Here is a 21839-nt window from a genome sequence, read left to right as displayed (position 1 = left end):
CGTTCCGTGCGCCGGGACGTCCTCCCCCGGAACGGGACCGGTCCTACTGCCGGGGGAGTACGGCCCGGGGGTGCGGGCCCGACGGTCCGGAAGCAGTCCTTCCGCCGTAGGGCCACCGCGCGGTCCGGATTGTCCGCCGTCGTCCCCGGACGCCCTTGCCGCGCATACGCAAGACGTAATTCCCCTACGCCGTTTCCTCTTGACCTGCCGGGCGGCACCAAAGCCCCTCTTGTCCGGAAAAAGCGTTGCGCACCGGGGAACCGCGTGCCATTCCTTGGAGTCGCAAACGGGAAATAGCCGAACATTTACGGGGGGAAACTCAATGTCCGGCACACCGGAACTTTGGCATGTGCACGAATTCGACCGAGTCGAACGGAAACGGCCGTACGTCCTGGTCATCGGCGCGGGCATAGCCGGCCTCACCGCCGCCTACGAACTGGAGCGCCGGCAGTTCCGCGTCGACATACTCGAAAGCAACAGCCGTATCGGCGGCCGCATCCACACCCACCGTTTCGGCACGGGCCCCGGTGCTCCGTCCGTCGAACTCGGCGCGATGCGCATCCCCGACCGGCACCGCCTCACCCTGGAATACATCGACCGCATGGGGCTCACCGGAAAACTGCGCACCTTCAGCACCCTGCTCTCCGAGGAGAACGCCTTTCTCCACACCGACGGCGGTTTCGTGCGCATCCGCGACGCCTCGGCCCCACTCTTCGCCGCCTTCCGCGCGAGCCTCTCCCCGCGGGATCCCGGACACCCCGGATACCCCGGGCATTCTGGACACCTCGGGCACCCCGGGCCCTCCGGGTACCCCACAGGCCCCGCACACCCCTCACACCTCGCACACCCCGCCCCCGGCGAGCACGACCCCGTCGTCGTCTTCGGCGCCTGGCTGACCGCCATCGTCGACGCCATCGCCCCGCCCGACCTGCGCGAGGCCCTCCGCGCGGACCTGCGCCACCAACTGCTGGACCTGGTCGCGCGGATCGACCCCGCGCCGCACCTGCGCGGCGCCGCCCGCGACCGGATCGACCTGCACTCCCTCTTCTCCGCCCACCCCGGCATCCGCTCCGGGTGCAGCGGCCGCCTCAACAGCTTCCTCGACGACATCCTCACCGAGACCAGCCCCGCGCTCCTGCGCCTCGACGGCGGCATGGACCAGCTCCCGGGCCGGATCGCCGCCCGGCTCAGGGGCCGGATCCTGTGCGGCCGGCGCGTCACCGGCATCGAGGTGCGCGACGACGAGGTGCTCGTCCGGGCGCGCGGCGCCGCCCATGTCACCGTCCGGCGGGCGGATTTCGTCGTGTGCACGGCACCGTTCCCGGCCCTGCGGCGCATGCGCCTGCGCGGTCTCGACGACGACAAGCGCGCGGTCCTGGACGACGTGGTCTACTGCCCGGCGACGAAGGTCGCCCTCCACTGCCGGGAGCCCTTCTGGCAGGACGAGGGCATCCGCGGCGGTGCGTCGTTCACCGGAGGGCTGATCCGCCAGACGTACTACCCGCCCGTGGACGGCGCCCCGGGCCGCGGCGCCGCGCTGCTGGCCAGCTACACCATCGGCGACGAGGCCGAGCTGCTCGGCCGGCTGCCGGCCCGCCGCCGCCACCGGACCGTCCTCGCCGAACTCGCCGAGGCACACCCGCAGTTGCGCTCCCCCGGCATGGTGCTGGGCGCCACCAGCGCGGCCTGGGGCAGCTCCCGCCGGTCCGTCGGCTGCGCCACCCGCTGGGGCAAGTCGCCCGCCGCGTGCGAGGAGGAGCGGCGCCGCGCGGCCCGCCCGGTGGGGCGGCTGTTCTTCGCGGGCGAGCACTGCTCGGCGGCGCCCGCCTGGATCGAGGGCGCGATCGCCTCCGCGCTCGACGCCGTCAACGCGCTCGTCCACTACGTCCCGCGGCCGCGCCCGCCCCGGATACCGGCCGGGCGCGGCCGGGCCGAGGAGGTCGTGGGATGAGCGTCTTCGACCTGCCCCGGCTGCACTTCGCGGGGGTGGCGACCACCCGTCTGCCCACCGGGCCGCGCAGCGGGCTCAACGACCTGGCGGCCAACGCCGCCCTCACGGACGACGGGCCGGTCCCCGTGCCGTTCCCCGCCGACCGGCCGGCCGCCGAGTACCACGCGTGGCTGCACCGCCGCGGCCCGCGCTTCGACGGCGCCGGACGGCCGTGCGCGGACGGCCGGTTCAGCGCCGCGACGGGCTGGAACTTCGACGGCAACGGGCACTTCCTGGTCGACGCCCGCGTCACCGCCGCCGAGGGGCCGGACGGGCGGCTCGACACCGCGGACCCGCTCGTCGGCCGCGCCGTGGACGTCTGGGGCCACTACAACCCCTATCTGCGCACCACCGTCAACCGGGCCCGGGTCTTCGACCTGGACCCGGCCTCGCGGTGGACCATGACGCTGATGTGCGGCCGCTTCTGCTTCGGCCGGCTCGGCCGCTCGCACGACGACGGCTATCTCTTCACCGGCGGCGTCACCGGCTTCCAGCCGCCCCGCTGGACGTCGTTCGCGCGCATCGGGGACGTCGGCGAGCACGTCCTCGCGGACTGGCTGCGCTACAGCGCCGTCCACCAGTTCGTGGTCACCCGCGACGAGGCACAGTGGCTGGACGGCATCGCCTCGCCCGCGGCGGACGCCCTGCGCGCCGCCGCGGAGGACGGCGCGGACGGCGTCGTCGTCCGCCTCGCGCTGGACAACATGGCCTCCCCCACCGTCCCCGACACCCCCGCCCGGTGGCGCGTGCGCGGCACCGTCGCGCCGTGGCACGCCGGGGAGCTGCGCACCTACCCGGCCGGCCGGCTCCTCGTGCCGGTGCCCGGCTCGCCGCTGCGCCACCTCACGGCGGACGTCCGGGAGGGCCGCGCCGCCCTCGACATGATCACGGCGGTGCCGGTCACCGGCCGGGCCGCCGAGGCCGGTCCGGGCCCGCTGCACCGGCTCGGCCCGCCACTCTGCCCGGGCCCGCTGGAACTGCGCACCGCCGGCGGGGCGTTGGTCGCCCGCGTGCCCGCCGGCGCGTACCCCTCGGACGCGACGAGCGGCCTCGTCACCGTGCCCGCGCCCGGCTGGCGGGCGGCGGCCGGCGCGGCGCTGTGCCTGACCCGGACCGGTGCCGACGGCCGTCCCGAGACGCTGCTCACCGAGCGGGAGGCCGTCGTCCAGTCGGACGACGCGGTGGTGGTGCTCCACCACCGCGACCGCGCGCGCGGCGAGGACCACGCCGTCCGCGTCCCGGTGCGCTCCTTCGTGCGCGGGCGCCCGGCGGCCGTGTGGGTGCGCGTCCGCCAATACCACAACCCCCGCGCGCTGCCCGCCGATCCGGTGGCCGGCGCGCCCGGCGCCCGCTGCGGCGACGCGGTCGTCCTGGGGGTGCGCACGCCGGACGGGGAGACGTACGCGCCGGAGTGCGCGCTCGCCACCGACGAGCGGGGGCACGGCGTGCTCGTGCTGCGCGGCGAACGGGCGGGCACCTGCCGGGTCCTGTTCTCCGCGGGCCCGGCGGACGTCCCGGGCACCGACCCCCGGGCCCCCGGCTCGGCCCGCGCCGCCTACGACGACGAGGACGCGCTCGGCTACTGGGCGGGCGCGGGCGCGCTGGCCGTGCGCGTGCTGCCCGACGACTGGCACCTGGACCGGATCCCGCGCGAGAAGGTCGACTTCGAGCTGCTGCACCGGGAGGTCTTCGCCTACTACGAGCAGATCTCGACCTTCATGCGCTCCGAGGTCTTCAGCCTCGCCGACCGCTGCAAGGTCGAGACCTACGCCGAACTCGCCTGGCAGATGTGCGACCCGCGCAACAAGGACCGCACGTACTACATGCCGCCCACCCGCGACCTCACCGACCCCAAGGCCCGCCTCCTGCTGGCCTATCTGCGCAACCGGCAGGCCCTCGCCCGGCCCCCGGTCCCCGTCGCGGCCGCCCCCGGGGCACCGCCGCCGATCACCACCCGGGGCCGGCTGCACGCCGTCCTGCGGCAGGCCGCGACCCTCGAACTGGCCGTCATGCTCCAGTACTTGTACGCGGCGTTCTCCGTCCCGACCCACGGCGCAGGCCTGTCGTACGTGCGCGCCGGGCGCTGGACGGCCCGGCAGCTGGAGCTGGCCTGCGGCCGGGGCGGCGCGACGCTCGACGACGGGATCCGCGGCGCCCTGCTGAACGTCGCCCGCGAGGAGATGATCCACTTCCTGCTGGTCAACAACATCCTCATGGCCACGGGCGAGCCCTTCCACGTCCCCGCGATCGACTTCGGCACGCTCAACGGGCTGCTGCCCGTGCCCCTCGACTTCGCCCTGGAGGGGCTGAGCATCGGCAGCGTCCAGCGCTACATCGCCGTCGAACAGCCCGCGGGCCTCACCCCGGAGCTCCGCCGCCCGGACGCCGGACCGCGCCCGGCCGCGCCGCGCACCGCCGCCTGGGGTTCGGTCAGCGAGCTGTACGCGGCCGTCCGCGAGGGGCTGCGGACCGTCCCCGACCTCTTCCTGGTGGACAAGGGACGCGGCGGCGGCGAACACCACGTCTTCATGCGGGAGTCCGTCAACACCACCCACCCCGACTACCAGTTGGAGGTGGACGACCTCTCCAGCGCCCTGTTCGCCGTCGACTTCATCACCGAGCAGGGCGAGGGCGGGGTGCTGGGGGACGCCGCGCCCTCCGACTCCTCGCACTTCGAGACGTTCCTGCGCATCGGCGAACTGCTCACCACCGAGCGGGTTCCCGGCCCGCACGGGCGGCTGCTGCCCTGGGAGCCGGCGTACCCGGTGCTGCGCAACCCCACCCTCGGCCCGTCCGACGCGGCCAAGGACCCGATCACCGACCCGGAGGCCCGCGAGGTCGCCCGGCTCTTCAACCGCTCGTACGCGCTGATGCTGCACCTGATGGTCCAGCACTTCGGCACCGGGCCCGACACCAGCCTGCGCCGCTCGAAGCTGATGAACGCCTCCATCGACGTCATGACGGGCATGATGCGGCCGCTCGCCGAGCTGCTGGTCACCCTCGACTCGGGCCGGCGCGGCCGCACCGCCGGGCCCACCTTCGAGCTGGAGGACGTGCCCGCGCCCGTCCCGCGCCCGGACGTGGCGCGCCGCGCGCTGGCGCTGCGCTGCGCGCACCTGGCCGCCGCGGCGCGCGCCTGTGCGCCGGTGCCCGGACAGGTCGCCGACATCGCGGCGTTCTACGCCGGATTCTTCGCGGAGGGGACCGCCCACGGATGAGGCGGAGGAAACCGCCCTGGACGAGGCGGAGAAGACGCCACGGACGAGGCGGAGAAGACGCCACGGACGAGGCGGAGGAGACGCCACGGATGAGGGAGGACGGCGGATGAACCGTTCCGAGACGCGCCGGCTGGAGACGGACGTACTGATCGTCGGCGCCGGGCCGGTCGGCCTGGCGCTGGCCCTCGACCTGAGATACCGGGGCGTTCCCTTCCTGCTGCTGGACGAGGGGGACGGACGGGTCGGGCATCCCAAGGTCGGCACGGTGGGCCCGCGTTCGATGGAGCTGTTCCGGCGCTGGGGCGTGGCCGGGGAGATCCGCGCCGCGGGCTGGCCCGGCGACCACCCCCTCGACATCGCCTGGGCGACGGCCGTCGGCGGCCACGAGATCCACCGGCTGCCGATGGGCACGGCCGCCTCCCGCCCGGCGCCGCCGTGGACGCCCGAGCCCGAACAGGTCTGCCCGCAGCACTGGCTGATCCCGCTGCTCGTCCGCGAGCTGGGGACGCGCCCCGCCGGGCCGCTGCTGCCGGGCCACCGGCTGGAGCGCTTCGTCCAGGACGACGACGGGGTCACCGTCTCGGCCACCCGCCTCGCCGACGGCGCCGCGCTGACGCTGCGCGCCGGCTGGCTCGTCGGCTGCGACGGCGCCTTCTCCCCCGTCCGCAAGGCGCTCGGGATCCCGGCCCCCGCCCGCCACCGCACCCGCACCTTCCGCAACATCCTCTTCCGGGCGCCGGAGCTGGGCGGACTGCTGGGCCCGCGCCGGGCCCTCGTGCACTTCCTCACCCGGCCCCCCGCCCTGCGCTACCCGCTGCGCTCGATGGACGGCCGCGCGCTCTACCGGCTGACCGTCACCGCGGAGGCGCAGCGCCACGAGGACGCGATGACGCTGCTGCGCACGGCCGTCGCCCCGGACACCCCGCTGGAGCTGGTCTCCGAGCACGTCTGGCACCTGACGCACCGGGTCGCCGACCGCTACCGCGCCGGCCGGGTGCTGCTGGCCGGGGACGCGGCGCACACCCTCTCACCGTCCGGCGGCTTCGGCATGAACACCGGCATCTGCGACGCCGCCGACCTCGGCTGGAAGCTCGCCGCCGAGCTGGCCGGCTGGGCGGGGCCGGCGCTCCTCGACGGCTACACCGCCGAGCGCCGCCCGGTCGCCGAGCGGAGCCTCGCCGAGGCCCACACCCATCTGCGGCGCACCCTCGACCGCGAGCTGCCCGAGGAGATCCTGCGCGACGACGCGGCGGGGGCCCGCGCCCGCGCGGCCCTGGCCGAGCGGCTCGAACGCGAGGGTGTGGGCGCCGAGTTCGACGCCCCCGACACGCACTTCGGCTTCCGCTACGCCTCCCCGCTGATCGTCAGCGACCCCGACGGCGACGACGGCGACTGGCGCAGCCGGGCGCTGCCCGGGGCCCGCGCCCCGCACGCCCCGCTCGGCGACGGCACCTCCACCCTCGACCTGTTCGGCCCCGCCTTCCGGCTGCTGTGCTTCGCCGACCCGGCGCCCCTGGCCCCCGTCGCGCGCGCCTTCGCCGGCCGGGGTGTCCCCCTCCTCGTCACCCGCTGCCCCGACCGGGCGGCGGCCCGGCTCTACGGCCGTCCGTACGTCCTCGTCCGCCCCGACGGCCACGTCGCCTGGCGCGGGACGCGGCCACCGCTGGACCCGCTGCTGCTGGCGGACACGGTACGGGGCGCGCGCTGAGCACCGGTGACCACCGCAACCCACGGAGGAACTCCCATGCCCCTCGGCCCCTTCCGCACCTCCGACGTCCACCTGCCCGACCCGTACCCCCTCTACCGGCGCTACCGCGACGACGACCCCGTGCACGAGACGGAGAACGGCTGGTACGTCTTCCGCCACGAGGACGTGGCGCGCGTCCTGTCCGACCGCCGCTACGGGCGCGGCGCGCTGCCCGCCCCGCTGCCCGCGAGCTGCCCGCACCTGCGCCGCACCGCCGCCAACTGGATGGTCTTCATGGACCCTCCGCGCCACACCCTGGTCCGCGCCCTGGTCGCCCGGAGCTTCACCCCGCGCGTGGTGGACGGCCTGCGCCCGCGCATCCGCGAGATCGCCGCCCGGCTGGCGGCGGCGCTGGCCGAGGAGGCGCGGGCGGACCTCGTGGACCGCTTCGCCGCGCCCTTCCCCATCCTGGTCATCAGCGAACTGCTCGGCGTCCGCGCCGACGACCGCCCCTGGTTCCGGGCCCGCGCCGTCGACCTCCAGCAGGCCACCAGCGCCCGCGCCGCCCGCCGCCCCGACGCCTACGCGGTCGCGGACGCGGCCGCCGCCGAACTGGACACGTACTTCCGCACCGAACTGACCCGCCGCCGGACGTCCACCGCCCCCGAACCCCCCGACCTGATCGACCTGATGCTCCGCTCCTCCGGCGAACCCGGCCTGGACGACGACGTCTTGGTGGGCACCTGCGTCCACCTCCTCACCGCGGGCCACGAGACCACCACCAACCTCCTCACCAAGTCCCTCCTGGCCCTCCTCGCCCACCCCTACCAGCTCGGCCTGCTCCGCGCCCGCCCCGAATTCCTCCCGGGCGCCGTCGAGGAACTGGTCCGCTACGACTCCCCGGTCCAGATGATCAGCCGCATCGCCCACGAGGACGCCGAACTCGGCGGCCGCCGCATCCCCCGCGGCGCCAAGGTCACCCTCGTCCTCGGCTCCGCCAACCGCGACCCCCGCCGCTTCCCGCACCCCGACCGGCTCGACGTCCGCCGCGACGCCCGCCGCCACTGCGGCTTCGGCCTCGGCCTCCACTACTGCCTGGGCGCCCCCCTCGCCCGCGCCGAAGCCGAATCCGGCCTCACCGCCCTCCTCACCCTCCCCGGCCTCCGCCTAGCCCCCTCCCCCGACGGCCCCGTCCGCTACGCCGACGACCTGGTCTTCCACGGGCCGGAGAGGATGCTGGTGCGGACGGCGTGAGGGGCGTGACACGGGCAGGGCGGACGCGGTCAGCGCGCCCGGTTCCGTCCCGCCCGAACGCGGGCCAGGCCTCCCCACCCCTCGCCCACACCGCGCGTCCCGGGCGTCAACAGCGCTGTGAACAAAGTAAATGTGCGTCGTAGTAGCCTGCCAGGGAAATGGGATGCTCCGGCACCGGTGTACCCCTCACCGAGGTCAGGAGCGGCCCCGGTCCGCCCGGAGTCCAGCCAGGGAGATCTCGATGGCTTCAGCGCGTACCCCGGCATCCGCGCGCACCGTCCCTGTAACCCTCGCGGAGATCGCCCGCATCGCCGGGGTCGGACGGGCGGCGGTCAGTAACTGGCGGCGTCGCCACGACTCGTTCCCCGAGCGCATCGGCGGTTCCGACGCGAGCCCTCACTTCTCCCTGTCGGAAGTGGAGGAGTGGCTGCGGGCGAAGGACAAACTCAAGGAAGCCGGGGACCGCGAGTTGTTGTGGCCTCGCTTCGAGGCGCTCAGCAGCCGGGCCGAGTCCGGTCTGGCGATCGCCGAGGCGGGCCGGCGCATGCGGGGCGGACGCGAACGGCCAGCCCCGTCGCTCTCCACGGAGGCCCAGGAACTGGTGGCCGAGGCCGTGCGCCTCGGACGACGCGACGGTTCCCGGCAGACCTTCGAATTCCTGCTGCGACGCTGGCTCGACACCAATGTGCGTCAAGTCAGCACGACGCCCCCACCACTCGCGTCCCTCATGACGACGGTGGCCTTGTGCGCCCGCCCAAAGCGTACGGGCGGACCACTGACCGTGCTCGACCCGGCATGCGGGACCGGCCACTTGCTCACCGCGGTCACCACGACGTATGGGCAAGGGCCCACGCGGCTCGTCGGGTGCGACCGGGAACCCGCGCTGGCGGCCCTGGCCGCCGCCCGGCTCCGCTTCCTCCTCGAGCCCCAGGGGCCCAGACCGTGCATCGCGGTGGGGGACTCTTTGCGGTCCGATCCTCACCCGGGCGTGCGTGCGGACATCGTGCTCTGCAACCCCCCTTTCAGTGAACGTGAGTGGGGCCACGAGGAGCTGGCCACCGACTCCCGCTGGGCGCATGGCCTTCCGCCACGCACGGAACCCGAGCTCGCCTGGGTACAGCACTGCTTGGCCCGGCTGCGGCCGGGCGGTACAGCGGTGCTGCTGCTCCCGCCCGCCGTGGCCTCTCGCCGGGCGGGACGCAGGATCCGCAGTTCTCTGCTGCGGACCGGGCATGTGAAGGCCGTCATCGCACTGCCCCCTGGATGCGCACAACCGCATGGCGTCTCCCTGCACCTCTGGGTGCTGCGCGCGCCGACGCATCAGGGAGGCTCGGAGAGCACGGACGATGTCCTGCTGGTCGATGCCACGGAACAGGATGGGCGCGGCGCTCGGGACGGGAGGCCTGACTGGGACGGCCTGCATGCCTTCATCCGCCAGGCGGTCGCCCTCCTTCACCACCCGGGGGGGATCCTCCCGGAGGGGGTCGCGCGGTTGGCCGTCCTCGACCTGCTGGACGACGACGTCAATCTCACCCCCGGCCGGCACACGGCGCCCCCGTCACCTGCAGACGCAGTCCGACTCGCCAGCACCTGGGGGCGGTTCGGTCTGCTCGCAGAGTCTCTCCGGGAGACAAGCACGGTGCTGGCTGGGCTCGACCTGACGGGTGCCAAGCGCCCTACGACTACCGTCGGCGAACTGGCCCGAGCCGGAGCCCTCCTGCTGCGCGGCGGCCACCAACCCATGAACGATTCTCCCGCAAAGGCCAGGTGTTCGGAGGCCAGCGTTCCCCTCTTGACGATCGCGGACCTACCCAACGGCGGGAGAACCGGCGGACGGCCGACGCTCGCCGCCCGGCCGGACTTGGTGCTGGCGGAGCCCGGGGACGTCGTCGTGGCGGGAGTCGTCCGAGTCTTCGACGCGTGGGTGCACGAAGGGCCGCCCATCGCCTTGGGCCCTCAGCTGTACGCGTTGCGCGTCGTCCCTGAACGGCTCGACGCCCGGTTCTTGGCGGGCTGCCTCCGCGCCCCCTCCAACGGCCGCCAGGCAGGCACTCATGCGTCCAGTTCCGCACGAGTGGACATTCGTAAACTTCAGGTCCTGCAACTGCCCTTGAAGGAACAACGGCACTACGGGGAGACGTTCGGGCATATGGTCGCCCTCATGACCCTGCTGGACGAACTCGGCGGCGTGGGAAGGGACTTGCTCAACGAGCTGAGCGAGGGGCTCGTGGCAGGACGCCTCGTGACAGGTGCATGAGCCACCGTAGACGGTGCACCTATTGACCACTCAACTGGTGCCCGCCGGCGGATCGCAGCGCTCGTTCACGTCGAGCTGCAACTCCTGCCGTACGGCCTCGACCCTCTCGGCGAGTTCCGGCGGCAGCTCCCCGGCACACGCCTCCGTGTCGGCGAGGACTGCGAGCGCTCCACCGAGGTCGTAGTCGACCAGCCGGCATTCGGCTGCGCGCAGCCGGGCGACGGCCCGGTCGGCACGGTCCTTGGGTCCTTCGCCCCGCACGAGGTCCTCGGCGATCCCGTCGTAGAGCTCGGCCGCTGCCCCGCACTTACCGGCGATGCGAAGGCCTTCCGCGGCCAGGTTCCAGACCTGACGGACGAGGGCCGAGCGGAAACCCCACTCCTTGCGCACCCGAGGTGCCAGCTCCGCAAGCTCACCGACCGCCGCGCCGGGATCTCCCTCGTCGATCTCCTCGCGCGCCGTGCGGCAGGTCCGCTCGATCATCCGCCGGTCGAGCCACTCCTCGACAGCCTTGGCGGGCGGCCGCACCCGCTCTGCCGGACGGCCGTCTCCAGGGCGTCGGAACGGCAGCGTAAGATCGGGGTGCGTCAGAGGCCGGGGTTCGGGATCACCGGGCGATGGCGTCAACGGACTCAATACCGCCAGCACTTCATCGATGTCGGGGCGCTCGTTCTGCCCCTTGGCGAGCATCCGCAGCACCAGGTCGTCGACCTCCGCGGGAACACCTGCGACGCGCGATCGCAGCGGCGACGGAGCAGCGTACAGGTGCAAGTCCTGCAGCGCTCGGAGGCTTCCTTCGAGGCTGATGAAGGGAGCACGACCGGTGAGCATTTTGTAGCAGACGCATCCCAAGGAGTAGATGTCGCTCCGGGTGCTCACCTTCCTCGACAGGATCTGCTCGGGAGCCTGATATCCCCCACTGCCCAGCGTCGAACCGCGTCGGGTGTACTGGGTGGCTTCACCGGACAGCGGCTTGGCGATCCCGAAGTCGAGCAGGACGACGGTCCCGTCCTCGGCAATCATGATGTTGTAGGGCTTGAGGTCGCGGTGGACCACCAGATGAGCGTGCGCACAGGCAAGGGCGCGGGCCACCTGGACGGCACAGGAGAGGGCCACGGGCAAGGCCAGCGCCCCCTGGCGCTTCAGGAAGTCGTGGAGAGTTACCCCCTCGACCAGCCGCATCACGAAGTACGGCAGGTCCCCCAGCATCCCCTGTGCGATGAGCTCGGTGATGCCGGGATGGACGAACTGCCCCAGAAGCGCGGCCTCCCTACGAAACCGCCCCCTGAACTCCCTTTCTGCCTCTCGCCGTTCCCGCAGGTCGAGGTGCTGGAATTCTTCGGTGTCCATGCGCAGGAACTTGACCGCGACACGACGTCCCGTCGCCCGGTCGACGGCACGCCACACGCGGGCCATGCCACCCTTACCGATGGACTCCTCAAGTTCGAAGCGGCCCTGGAGGACGACACCGGCCCCCAGTTGAACCGAGCTCTCGTCCAATCCTCACCCCTCCGGCACGCCGAGCCCCGCCCTCCGCAGCGTAGCGGATCGCGTGAAGAGGAAGTGCGCCAATCCGTACGTGCACTGAGTTAACAGCAGGTAGGGTTCCGGCCCAGAGAGCCCTGCGCGGCCGCGGCAGGGCCGCGGCCCCTGCACGCCCACACCGTTCCCCCAGGGAGTGGCCATGCCATACTCCGCACCCGACGACACCGAGGACGCCTCCTGGCTCATCAGGGTGAGCACGACGGCTGCCCGCCCGGACCCCAATGGCTGCCGGCTCCACCGGAGCCTCGCCGTACGTCCGTTGATCACGCCCGACCCGCCCCTTCCCTTCCGTCCGCAGCCGCTGGAAGAGTTCGCGGCCGCTCCATTGTTCGCCGCACTCGATCTGATCGAGCACCAGGCCTGGCCCCTCGCGCGGGTACTCCGTGAACTCCATGAAACGAAAGGGGTGTTCCAGCGCAGGACCGCGCCCGCCCACAGCGCGTTGCTGCATTGGACGGCCGAAGCACTGGAACGGTACCTGGACGCACGCGCCGACGAGCAGGAGGCGGCGCGCGCGGAGGGCCTGCCGGCCACCACCCCCGTCCGCCTCGAGTGGATCGCCCGCACCGCGAAGCGGCCACAGCGTGACCAACGCGGCGCGCTTCAGTACGAACACACGGTCTGGGGACGCCGCTACGCCTCGGCGGACGGGCGCGTCCGAGACCTGTGGATCCCGTCCTTCGGACGGGCAAAGGCGGACCGCTCCGAAGCGGAGAAGACCGCCATAGCGCACGTCCTCGCCCATGGGGCCCCCGGTCCAAGGCCCCGCTGGGCGACGGCGCCCCCCGTCACCGCCGCAATGGCGGACCCGGTCCCCGAGCGCGTGCGCGTCTTCGCGTTCGGATGCGCCGACGGCTCCGTCCAGACCGTTCTCGACTGGGATGCGCAGGAGGTGCCCCGGCGTTTCGCGGAACACGCCGCCCCCGCCTTCCACGACGCCGCCACGGGCATCGAGCGCCGCCCCGGGGCGGACTGCGTCTCGTGCAAGGTGATCGGACACTGCTCCGATCTCCGCCGGACGCCTTCCCTATGGGGCGGCGTTCCGACCACGCCGACGCGCCGCCGTCGCTCGTTGTCCGTCTGGGACCTCCGGCTCCACAAGGACTGCCCCGCTCAGTACCACCTCACCAGACGGTTACGGCTGGCTTCCCTTCAGGAGGAGGACCGTGCCACCCTGCGGGGCCGGGCCGTTGACGCCTGGCTCAATGAGCGGCATGGAGCGTGCCCTAGGACGAGCTGTCGTGAACTACCGGGTCCTCAGGACGTGGAGAACTGGTCCGCAGGCGGATTCGACCTGCACGGTGAACAGGCCCGCGAGGCCGCCGCCATGCTGGGGGAGCACCGTTCCCTGTGCCCGCTCTCCGGGCTTGCCCCCCAGGAAGAGGTTCTCGTGCAGCACCAGGTGACCACGTACGTACCCGAGTTGGACGTCGTCGTCATCGCCACCCCGGACCTGCTCCACACCCGCGCGGGCGGCTGGATATGGCGCGAGACAAAGACGTCCTCCCACCACCTCTGGGAGCGCGAGCCATTGCTGCTCCGGTACCCCCAGCTCGCCCTGGGGGTACTCATGTTGAACGCCGGGGTATTGGGTGCCGATCCCGGACGTTCGTGGGTCGAATTCGAGCTGCTGGGCGATGGGCACTCCGTGCTGGAACGCATTGATCCAAGTCGCCCAGAGGTCGTGGACGAAGCCCGCGAGGTCATCGCCGGCATGGCACAACCACTGCTCGACGACACGACGTACGAGCCGCGGCCCGGCAGGCACTGCGCCAGCTGCCGGGCACGGCCCTGGTGCACCACCGGCACCTCCTACGTCGATGAACGCCCCTCCCATGGCTGAGGAACGCACCGTGACCGAATCCTCGTTCTCCCACGGCCTGCTCGGCCATCCCGACCTGCGGCTGCTCCGGGACATCGCCACGGCTGTCGTGCGGCTCGAAGCCGTCGACGACCTGGACTCCTTCCGTCTGCCCTACCCCCGAGAGGCCCAACGGGCACTGAACGCCTTGGTCTTGGAGTGTCTGCGCAACGACGCAAGCCCTCCATCGAGCCTCCCCGACCTCCTGCGATGGTGCCTCAGCCGCCCTGTGTCGAGCTGGCCTCTCGAGTTGCCCGACGACATCTTCTCGGAGCAGGACTGGCTGATCGACAGAGAGTCGGGGAAACCGACTCAGTTCTGTCATGAACTGGCCCTCAAAGGCCATACGGACAGCACCGCCGAGCAGTACGACCGGCTCGTGATCAACGAAGCCCTGCGCGCCTGCCGCGAGGACGGCTCCCCCGAGTCCTACGCAGCCTTCCGCCGGCTGCTGGTCACCCGCCCCGTGCTGACCGAGGCGGACTGGTTCGACGTGACCACCGACCTGTACCTCGACCCGGTACGGGATTTGATCGACGAGATCTACGACTCGGTGCCTGACGGCCATCTTCGAGACGGCTCTTACACCCCTTGCGGCCGGTGCCTCACCCTTCTCACCCCGCTGGCGGACGGCGGCTGGTGGTGCGAACGGGACCAGTGCCGCCATCAGGGAGCACCACCGACGGGAATCCCGATCGACGCCACCACCGCCGGCGAGGTGCGACAGTTGCGCCGGCCGCTGCGGCAGTTCGTCACGGGCCCGGGCCGGGCCGAGACGGACCTCGAAGGGCTCCTCCGCCGTCTCGGCCTCGCCGTCGAGATGTGGCCGGGCTACGACGCGTACGACCTGAGGATCACCTTTCCCGACGGCCACGTCTGGGCGGTCGACGTCAAGGACTGGGCACATCCCGGGCTGCTGGGCCGGGCCGCCGAACCCCCGGCCTGCAACCCGCACTACGACGAGGCGTGCTGGGTCGTGCCTCGGTTTCGGGTCGAGCACCGCAAGGACTACATCGAGGTGTACGAGCGCGAGCGCGGGGAACGGGCCCGCGGCCTCCGCCTCTTCACGGATGATCAGTTGAGAGACGCAGCGGCGGCGCGGCTCCAGGGGCAGCATGGCCCCGCGGTCCGCATCGGGCCCCCGACGCCGGAGGACCGCCGAGGAGGGGGAACCGGGCATGCGTGATCGCAGTGGCTGGTACCGGCGACTGGCCCAGGACCTGGGCCCCTGGCCGGAGTCTCAAGCCGGGACCCGGCCGGGCCTACTCTGCCAGGTCGAGCTGGGACTGCGGCTCATGGAGACCCTGGATCCGGACCGATCCGCCGAGGGCGTCTGGACCCTGCTCAGCGGATACCCGTTCGCCCGGGCCACCGGCATCGCCCCGGGACCCGCCGAACGGCTCGCGCTCACCTCGGCCCGCCACCTGCTCTGGCCCATGAGGAGGCGCCGGATGTGGCTGCAGAGCCTGGAAACCTACGCCGGCTTCCCCGAACGCTTACGCGGCTACCGTCTGCCGGAGAGCGGCAGGGGGCCCGCGCGCCGCGTCGATCCCCCAGTGGCCTCGCATCGGTTCTCGATCTACGACGCCGCCCTCAGCGCGGTGCCGGCGTTCGCCACGAACCCCCTCCCCTGGGCGGGGGAAGGCTCTCATCGTTTCCTGGAACGGCGCCGACAGGCCTCCGTGACCATTCCCCCCGAGCTGGTCGCGGCCCCTCCCGCGGGCCACGATCTCGAAGCCGGCCGCCCCGGCGCGTCCCGTCCCATCGACGTGCCGATCGCCGAACTCCTCGAAACCGCTCGGTGGATGGACGAGGAGGAGCACCGCAGGAACCTGCCGCCGGGCAACTGGCGGAACCGTCTGGCGGACCTGCGCCTGGACGCCCGTACCGCGGACAGGACGGGCTTCGAGCCCGCCGCCCGGCTGCATCTCGACGGACTGACGCACATGGTCGGCATGGTCGGATCGGGCAAGTCCACCCTCATGACGCTCATCGCCGTCTGGGCTCATCACCGGAATCTGCGTACCACACTCATCGTCGGCGATGTGGCGGAACAGCTCACCCTGACCGAGATGTTCACGGGGCTCGGCCTGGACGCCGCGCCCGTACAGGGTGCGACGACGCGCGAGCAGCACGCCCAACGCCTCCATCGGCGCCTCGCCGCTCGCGGCGCCCGTTCCTTGCTGGCCCACACCGACCGGGCGTTCCGGCATCTGAGTACGGCCTGTCCGCTCGACGCACAGCGAGGGATGGAGGCCATCGAGCCGCTGCGCTATGCCGATGCCCCCTGCGGCGGGCTGCGCCCCGGCCGACGGGCCGCGGGGCAAACGGACGAATCGGCCGCCGCCAAGGCCAGGCAGGCACTGAGGCGCGCCCGGGGGGAACTCGACGCGGATGGTCTCAGCGGCCAGGAGGAGGAATCCGGTCCGCCGCACGCGTGCCCTCTGTGGGGCATGTGCCCTCGTCATGGAGCAGCTCGAGATCTCGTCGACGCACTGATCTGGGTGGCCAATCCCGCGAGCCTGGTGAACACGGCCGTACCGCGGCAGCTGAACGCCGAGCGCCTGCGCTATCTGGAACTGGCCGCCCTGCGCAGCGATATCGTGATCGTCGACGAAGCGGATCGCGTCCAGATGCAACTCGACCGGGCGTTCGCGCCGTCGGCGACGCTCGTGACGAAGGGGCCCGAGTCGTGGCTCGACCAACTGCAAACGCATGAGATCGACGAACTGTCCCGACAGGGGCGGCTGCCCCTGACGGATCCCGACGTGGAGCGCTGGTCCTCGGCCCTGGACGTCGTCGGTGCGGCGACCGACCGCCTTTACGCCATGCTGATCGGCAGCAAGGACTTGCGCGACTGGGTGCAGGTCGACTACTTCAGCGCATGGACGCTCCAGGAGCGTCTCCTGCACGAGTGGTACCCCCCTGCGGAACCACCGCCGGAAGACTTCGTTGAGAACGAGGGCGAACTCTTCCGCGACGAGGAGGAGCTGGACCCGGACGGGCTGTCCGCCGCCGTGCGGCGGCCCCATGATACCTACGCATCCCGCCGTGCCGAGGTGACGGAACTGCTCGACGCCTTCCGTGACGACCCGCTCGGCGACCGGGGTCCGTATGGCACCGATACCGACGGCCTGACCCGGCTCACCCATGACCTACTGCACACCCTGAACGGGACGCGGACCCGCCGGCGGGTCCGCGTCCTGCTCGAACGCCTCCTCCGCGGTGCCCCGGGCCCGGAGGAGCGGCCGAAACCACGGAGCTGGCACGGCGGGGCCGTGACCGAAGCTCCGCCGTTGAGCGACGCATGGTTCGAACGCAGTGCCCAGCGGCTCGAGTTCACCTTGATCCTCGCCGCGCTGCACCAGCGGCTCGACCGCGTCACGTTCCTGTGGCCCCAGGTGGAGGCGGCCCTGCACCTGGACACCACCGACAACGACCTCGTGCGACGGCCTCCGCTCGACTACGCGCCCCTCGTACCCGAGTCCCCGATGGGCAATGTCCTGGGGTTCCAGTACTTGGTGGACAGCCGGGGTCCGGAGGGTGCCGCCGACGGGAGAACCACCGGGACACTGCGCTTCTTCCGGTGCGCGGGTGTCGGCCGGGAACTGCTACTGACGCTTCCACGGCTGGGAGCCGACCCGGCGCGGCGGTTGCCCGGCCCACACGTCCTGCTGATGTCCGCGACCAGCTGGGCCGGCACGTCGACCCGCGCGCATGTCCTCGCCCCGGTCGAAGCCGTGCTCAAGCCCGGCGAGCAAGCCTTGCGGGCCATTCGAGAAACGGTATTCACCACCTTGTTTCTGTATGACCAGGAGGGACGGCCGATCCGGTTGTCCGGGACGCGTCCGGACGACCGATCCGCCGTCCTCCGCACGATGGTGGACAAGCTCGCGAAGCCGGGCCCAGGCGGCGACAACAGCCATCTCCAACAGGAGCTCAACCGGATCCCCGACGACCGCAGGCGCAGGGCCCTGCTCCTCGTCGGCAGTTACCGTGAGGCGGCCTCGGCCGCCGCCCGGTTGGACGAGATCCCCCGGTGGCAGGGCAAGGTCCGGGTACTTGTCGCGGACGACGCCGAGCTCGGCGACGGTTCGCCCTCCGACGTCCCGGCCGCCGGACAGGCGAGCCGGCCCGGGGCAGTACGCCGAGGGGATCTGGCCTCGTTCGCGGACGACGTGGAAGCGGAGCTGCTCGTCGCACCGTTGCTCGCCATCGAACGGGGGCACAACATCCTCACGGTGCCCCAACTGCCCGGGGAAACCAGGGTGGCCGCATTCGGCACGGTGTTCTTCCTCGCACGCCCCCATCCTGTGCCGGACGACCTGTCTCTCGCGGTCTTCGGCATCAACGACTGGGCCACCCGGTTCCTCAGGTCCCAGCCGGGCCTGCCCGAGGGAACCTTCGCCGGCCTCGTCTCGTCGGCCGACGAACTGGACGACGCCGGGCGAGCCTTCAGGGCCACGGCGCGGCGGGTGTGGCGGCGTCTGCTGTCACGCCCGTACATCTATTCGGCGCTCTCGGACGCCGAGCAGCAGTCGTTCGCCTGGGACCAGCTCGTGGCCATCTGGCAGGTCATCGGACGACTGGTCCGGGGCGGGGTGCCGGCGCGGGTCGTCTTCGTGGACGCGGCCTTCGCCCCGGCGCTGGCCGCTGCCCGGAGCTCGTCGCTGCCGGGGGACGCCCTTCCCCGCTGGCTCGGGGAGCAAGGGCTGCTCTGGCAACTGCGAGAGGTCCTGGCCCCGTACTTCGCCGACCGGCCCGCACTCCGCGGCTTCCATGACCCCGCCGACCCCGCCCTGGTGCGGATGCTCTACCAGCCGCTGTACGAGGCGCTGTGCCGCCTCGACGCTCCGGCGGCGATCACGCCCTGACCGCCCGCGCCACCTGACGACGCCACGACCTACGGAGAACCGTGTACGGATCGATCCGACGAGCCGCTTACGCCCTATCCCCGGACGCCGAGCCCTGGACCGACGACTACCGCGCCCTGCCCCGTCCGGACGTCTGGCACGACGGGCCGCTGCAACTGTGCAACTACGGCCGCGAGGAGTCCCAGCACCTCAAGTCGGCCCCGACACGGCGTTTCGACGGCATCCTGCAGACCCTGGCGCCCGACCTCATCGTCCGCCCGCGCCCCGGCCACGGTGCCCTGAACGGTGAAACACCCGGCGGCCACTGGCTCTACGCACCATGGGACGTCCCCGACCCCCTTCCCGGCACAGTCCTCAGCCAGCTCCTGAACGCCTGGTTGCGAACCCTCGGTCCCAAGGACGCCGCGAAGGACCCGGGATTCCGGGCGCTGATGATGCGCGTCAGCGAGGAGCTCAAGGAGGCCGCGCCGACCTGGGAACACGTCGCGGATCTGGATCTGCTGGGTGCCGGCCTGCCACCCGGCCGGGGCGGAACCGCGGCACCCCGGCCGTGGCAGTTCCAGCTGGCCACCGACGCACTGGCACGAAGGATCCTCGCCCTGGAGCCCTACGAGTTCGAAGGCGGTTCCCTCCGTTTCCGCGCGGTTCCCCGCGGGCCCAGGGAACAGGGCGCGGAGCTGATGTCCCAGCCCCTGTCCCGGGACATCAAGCGCAAGCAATGGTGGTTCTCGATCACCCTCAACGTCTCGCTGCACACCGTCCCCTTCGATCCCCGTCCTCGGTTGCACCTCCACTGGGGCGTACGGCGCTGGGCCACACACCCGAGATCCGACACGGGCGCACTGAACCTCCCCTATGGCCGGGCGACTTCGGTCTACCTCCAGCCGAAGATCCCCTGGCTGCCGGGCGCTCCCGCCAGTGACCGGTTCGCCCGGGCCAGACTCGTGCGCGACCGCAGGCGGGAAACCTTCGACTGGATGCACAACGACCCTGCCGGCATGCTGAGGCACCTCAGCCTCCAAGGTCACTTCCCGTCGCCCGAGGCACTGCTCACCAGCCCACTGGACTGGATGGGGGAGCGCCTGGGCGTGCGCGCCCTCGTGGTCCACAGCACGCGCATGGGCACGCACGAGGTGGGCCCGGGCCTCATGCCGCACCAGCGTTCCGAACTCACAGAGTGGGCGGAGGAGGCGTTGCCCAGCGGTGTGGTACGCGTGCCCGACCTGGTGCGCCGCGGGACCGGCATCGCGGCACCGGCTAACCGTCGGGCCAAACCGTCGGGTGACGCGGCGAAGAAGGCCGAGCAACTGCGGGCTGCGGCCGCCCGGCGCACGGCGCTCGCGACAGCCTCCCGACTCGACCGGGGGACGGCCGGACCGGTCACCCCGGTGGTTGAGGCCCGTCTACTGTGGCAGACAGCCGAACTGCGCCATGCGGCCGTCACCGCCTTCGCCGAGGTTCTCGGTCTTGACGGCGACGGCGGAATGTCGGACGTGTCCGACCGGGAATTCGACGATGCCCGCCCGGGGACACCAGTGCTGCTGGAATGGCGGACCGACGAACTGACACTGCGGCTGCGGTGCCTGCCCCTGTCCGGCGGGCTCAGCGACCGGCTCGTCCTCGACCCTTCCGTAGCGGGGCAAGGGGCGAGACTCGCCGATGCCATCGGCGAGCGCCGCCGAGCTCTGCGCGCCTGGCTGGCCGACGACGGAGCCGATACCGGCCGCCCGGAGCTGGCTCTGGTGGAGATTGCGCATCCCACTGCCTTCCGGCCCGCCGGCACCGACCCCAAGTTCGCCGTGCGGCTCGGCTGCGCGGACGCGGGCGTGCTCACCCAATTCGCGGTGACGCCCTCCGGGGACCGCCGGATCCAGAACGCGGACAACCTCGGTCACCGTGCACACAACGCCTGGTTGGACGGACTGCGCCAGCTCGGCGTGCGCGTCCTGCCGGAGCACACGCTCGGAGGCGACCTTCCCGATCACCTCCGCTACGCCGCCCTGTGGATGGTCAAACGACGCAAGGACGGCCCCACACGGCTGCCCGCGCACCTTCCCGTGGCCGTCCTCGTCACTCCGCTGCCGGGCGCGTCCGGACTGGCGCGGGTGGAGGGATGGGACTCCTCCACCAGGACCTGGATCCCCTACCCTGCGTTCCTCCTTCGCCTGGTGAAGGAGGCGGAGATCGACGCCACCGTCGGTGCCGCGGAACCACGGCCGACCGACCGGCGCCCTGGCTCGGTCACATCCCGGCCTTGGCAGGCCGACCTGGAGCAACAGCGCCGGGAAACCTCCGGCTTCCTCCAGCGGATGTTGCACTCGCTGCGGGGACACCCCACCGTTCTGATCACCCATGCCCAGAACAGCAGGCTCCACTGGCCATGGTTGCAGGACGGGCTCGTCCAACGGGACCTGCTCAAGGACGGTCATGCGCCCGAGCGACGGCTGGACGACGAATTGAGGCTGGTACGGGTGCGGGGGCGGGCCGGCCGGGAGACTGCCCAGTGGTGGGGCGTAGCCCACGCCGGCAAGCCGAACGGCCAGCCGGCGGGATTCTGGTCCCTCCCTCCGGGCGACGACGGCCTGCTCCCGGCGGAGGAACGCGTCTTCTACAGCACGACGGACAGGCCTCGGACCCACGCCATATCCCCGTCCCTCGACCGTCTCACGACCCGGGTCAACGCGGCCGGCAGGCTCACGTCCCAGGCCGGCACGGCTGCGTGGAACCCAGCCCTCGTGGAAATCGCGGTGCTGGGCTGCCACCCGGAGGGCGACGCCGGGGGACACCGGGACCGGCCCGAGGCGATCGCCATGGCCATGCACCAGCTGCGGCAGGCCCCCGACTACCCGGACGCGCTGTCACTGCCGCTGCCGCTGCACCTGGCCGGCCTGGCGCAGGCATACGTACTGCCGACGTTCACCGAAGAGGTGGACGAGGAGGACGACACCGCGACAGCCGGCGAGGAGGCGGAGCGGGACGTCTCCGCGGCGGAACAGGACGGTTCCACCGCCCGCGAGGATCCGGCGAGCGATCTCGACCCCGATCTCGCCGAGGCCGCAGGCCTCGCCGGTGCCCCCGAGCCGGCGGAGCAGCTCCCGCTGTTCTGAAGCCGCGGCCACACTTCGGCATGCTCCGGCGGGTGTGCGGGGCGAC

Annotated in this window: 10 protein-coding genes; 9 read left to right on the top strand and 1 reads right to left on the bottom strand. The window is 72.2% G+C overall.

Going from position 1 to position 21839, the window contains the following annotated elements:
• Positions 1 to 349 precede the first annotated feature (349 nt).
• The 5 genes from AC230_RS03115 (at position 350) to AC230_RS03095 (ending at position 10406) form a co-directional block, all read left to right on the top strand.
• Complete coding sequence (locus AC230_RS03115) at positions 350 to 1951, top strand: flavin monoamine oxidase family protein (protein ID WP_049714355.1); 1602 nt, start codon at positions 350 to 352, stop codon at positions 1949 to 1951.
• Positions 1948 to 5208, top strand: coding sequence for a ferritin-like domain-containing protein (locus tag AC230_RS03110; RefSeq protein WP_049714354.1), 3261 nt, complete (start codon positions 1948 to 1950; stop codon positions 5206 to 5208). The genes AC230_RS03115 and AC230_RS03110 overlap by 4 nt, the downstream gene beginning before the upstream one ends.
• A gap of 106 nt (positions 5209 to 5314) precedes the next feature.
• Positions 5315 to 6916 carry an FAD-dependent monooxygenase gene (locus AC230_RS03105; RefSeq protein ID WP_049714353.1) on the top strand — a complete coding sequence of 534 codons (1602 nt, stop codon included), beginning with the start codon at positions 5315 to 5317 and terminating at the stop codon, positions 6914 to 6916.
• Between the two features lie 36 nt (positions 6917 to 6952).
• Positions 6953 to 8149 (top strand): cytochrome P450, encoded by a 1197-nt coding sequence (locus AC230_RS34225; protein ID WP_049714352.1) that lies wholly within the window; start codon positions 6953 to 6955, stop codon positions 8147 to 8149.
• Positions 8150 to 8390: 241 nt separating this feature from the next.
• Entirely contained in the window at positions 8391 to 10406 is a 2016-nt protein-coding gene (locus AC230_RS03095) for an N-6 DNA methylase (protein ID WP_049714351.1), read from the top strand.
• A gap of 30 nt (positions 10407 to 10436) precedes the next feature.
• Here AC230_RS03095 and AC230_RS03090 read toward each other — a convergent pair whose 3' ends face one another.
• The gene (locus AC230_RS03090) at positions 10437 to 11906 is read right to left on the bottom strand and encodes a serine/threonine-protein kinase (protein ID WP_049714350.1); all 1470 of its coding nucleotides are present in this window, start codon (positions 11904 to 11906) and stop codon (positions 10437 to 10439) included.
• A gap of 184 nt (positions 11907 to 12090) precedes the next feature.
• On the opposite strand from AC230_RS03090, the gene AC230_RS03085 reads away from it, so the two are divergent.
• From AC230_RS03085 to AC230_RS03070, 4 genes are read left to right on the top strand one after another with little or no spacing between them, the layout of a single operon-like run.
• On the top strand, positions 12091 to 13794 hold the full coding sequence (locus AC230_RS03085) for a PD-(D/E)XK nuclease family protein (RefSeq protein WP_078870911.1): 1704 nt from the start codon (positions 12091 to 12093) through the stop codon (positions 13792 to 13794).
• A 10-nt stretch (positions 13795 to 13804) separates the two neighbouring features.
• Positions 13805 to 14998: a pPIWI_RE_Y domain-containing protein gene (locus tag AC230_RS03080; RefSeq protein ID WP_049714976.1), complete on the top strand. Its 1194-nt coding sequence runs from the start codon at positions 13805 to 13807 to the stop codon at positions 14996 to 14998.
• Positions 14991 to 18686 carry a pPIWI_RE_Z domain-containing protein gene (locus AC230_RS03075; RefSeq protein ID WP_049714975.1) on the top strand — a complete coding sequence of 1232 codons (3696 nt, stop codon included), beginning with the start codon at positions 14991 to 14993 and terminating at the stop codon, positions 18684 to 18686. Before AC230_RS03080 ends, AC230_RS03075 begins: the two co-directional genes overlap by 8 nt.
• A gap of 41 nt (positions 18687 to 18727) precedes the next feature.
• The gene (locus AC230_RS03070) at positions 18728 to 21793 is read left to right on the top strand and encodes a pPIWI_RE module domain-containing protein (protein ID WP_049714349.1); all 3066 of its coding nucleotides are present in this window, start codon (positions 18728 to 18730) and stop codon (positions 21791 to 21793) included.
• Positions 21794 to 21839 lie beyond the last annotated feature (46 nt).

The sequence above is a fragment of the Streptomyces caatingaensis genome (assembly GCF_001187435.1).
Classification (GTDB): domain Bacteria; phylum Actinomycetota; class Actinomycetes; order Streptomycetales; family Streptomycetaceae; genus Streptomyces; species Streptomyces caatingaensis.
The sequence above is the reverse complement of the archived record's forward strand: the minus strand, read 5'-3'. Positions and strand labels throughout refer to the sequence as shown.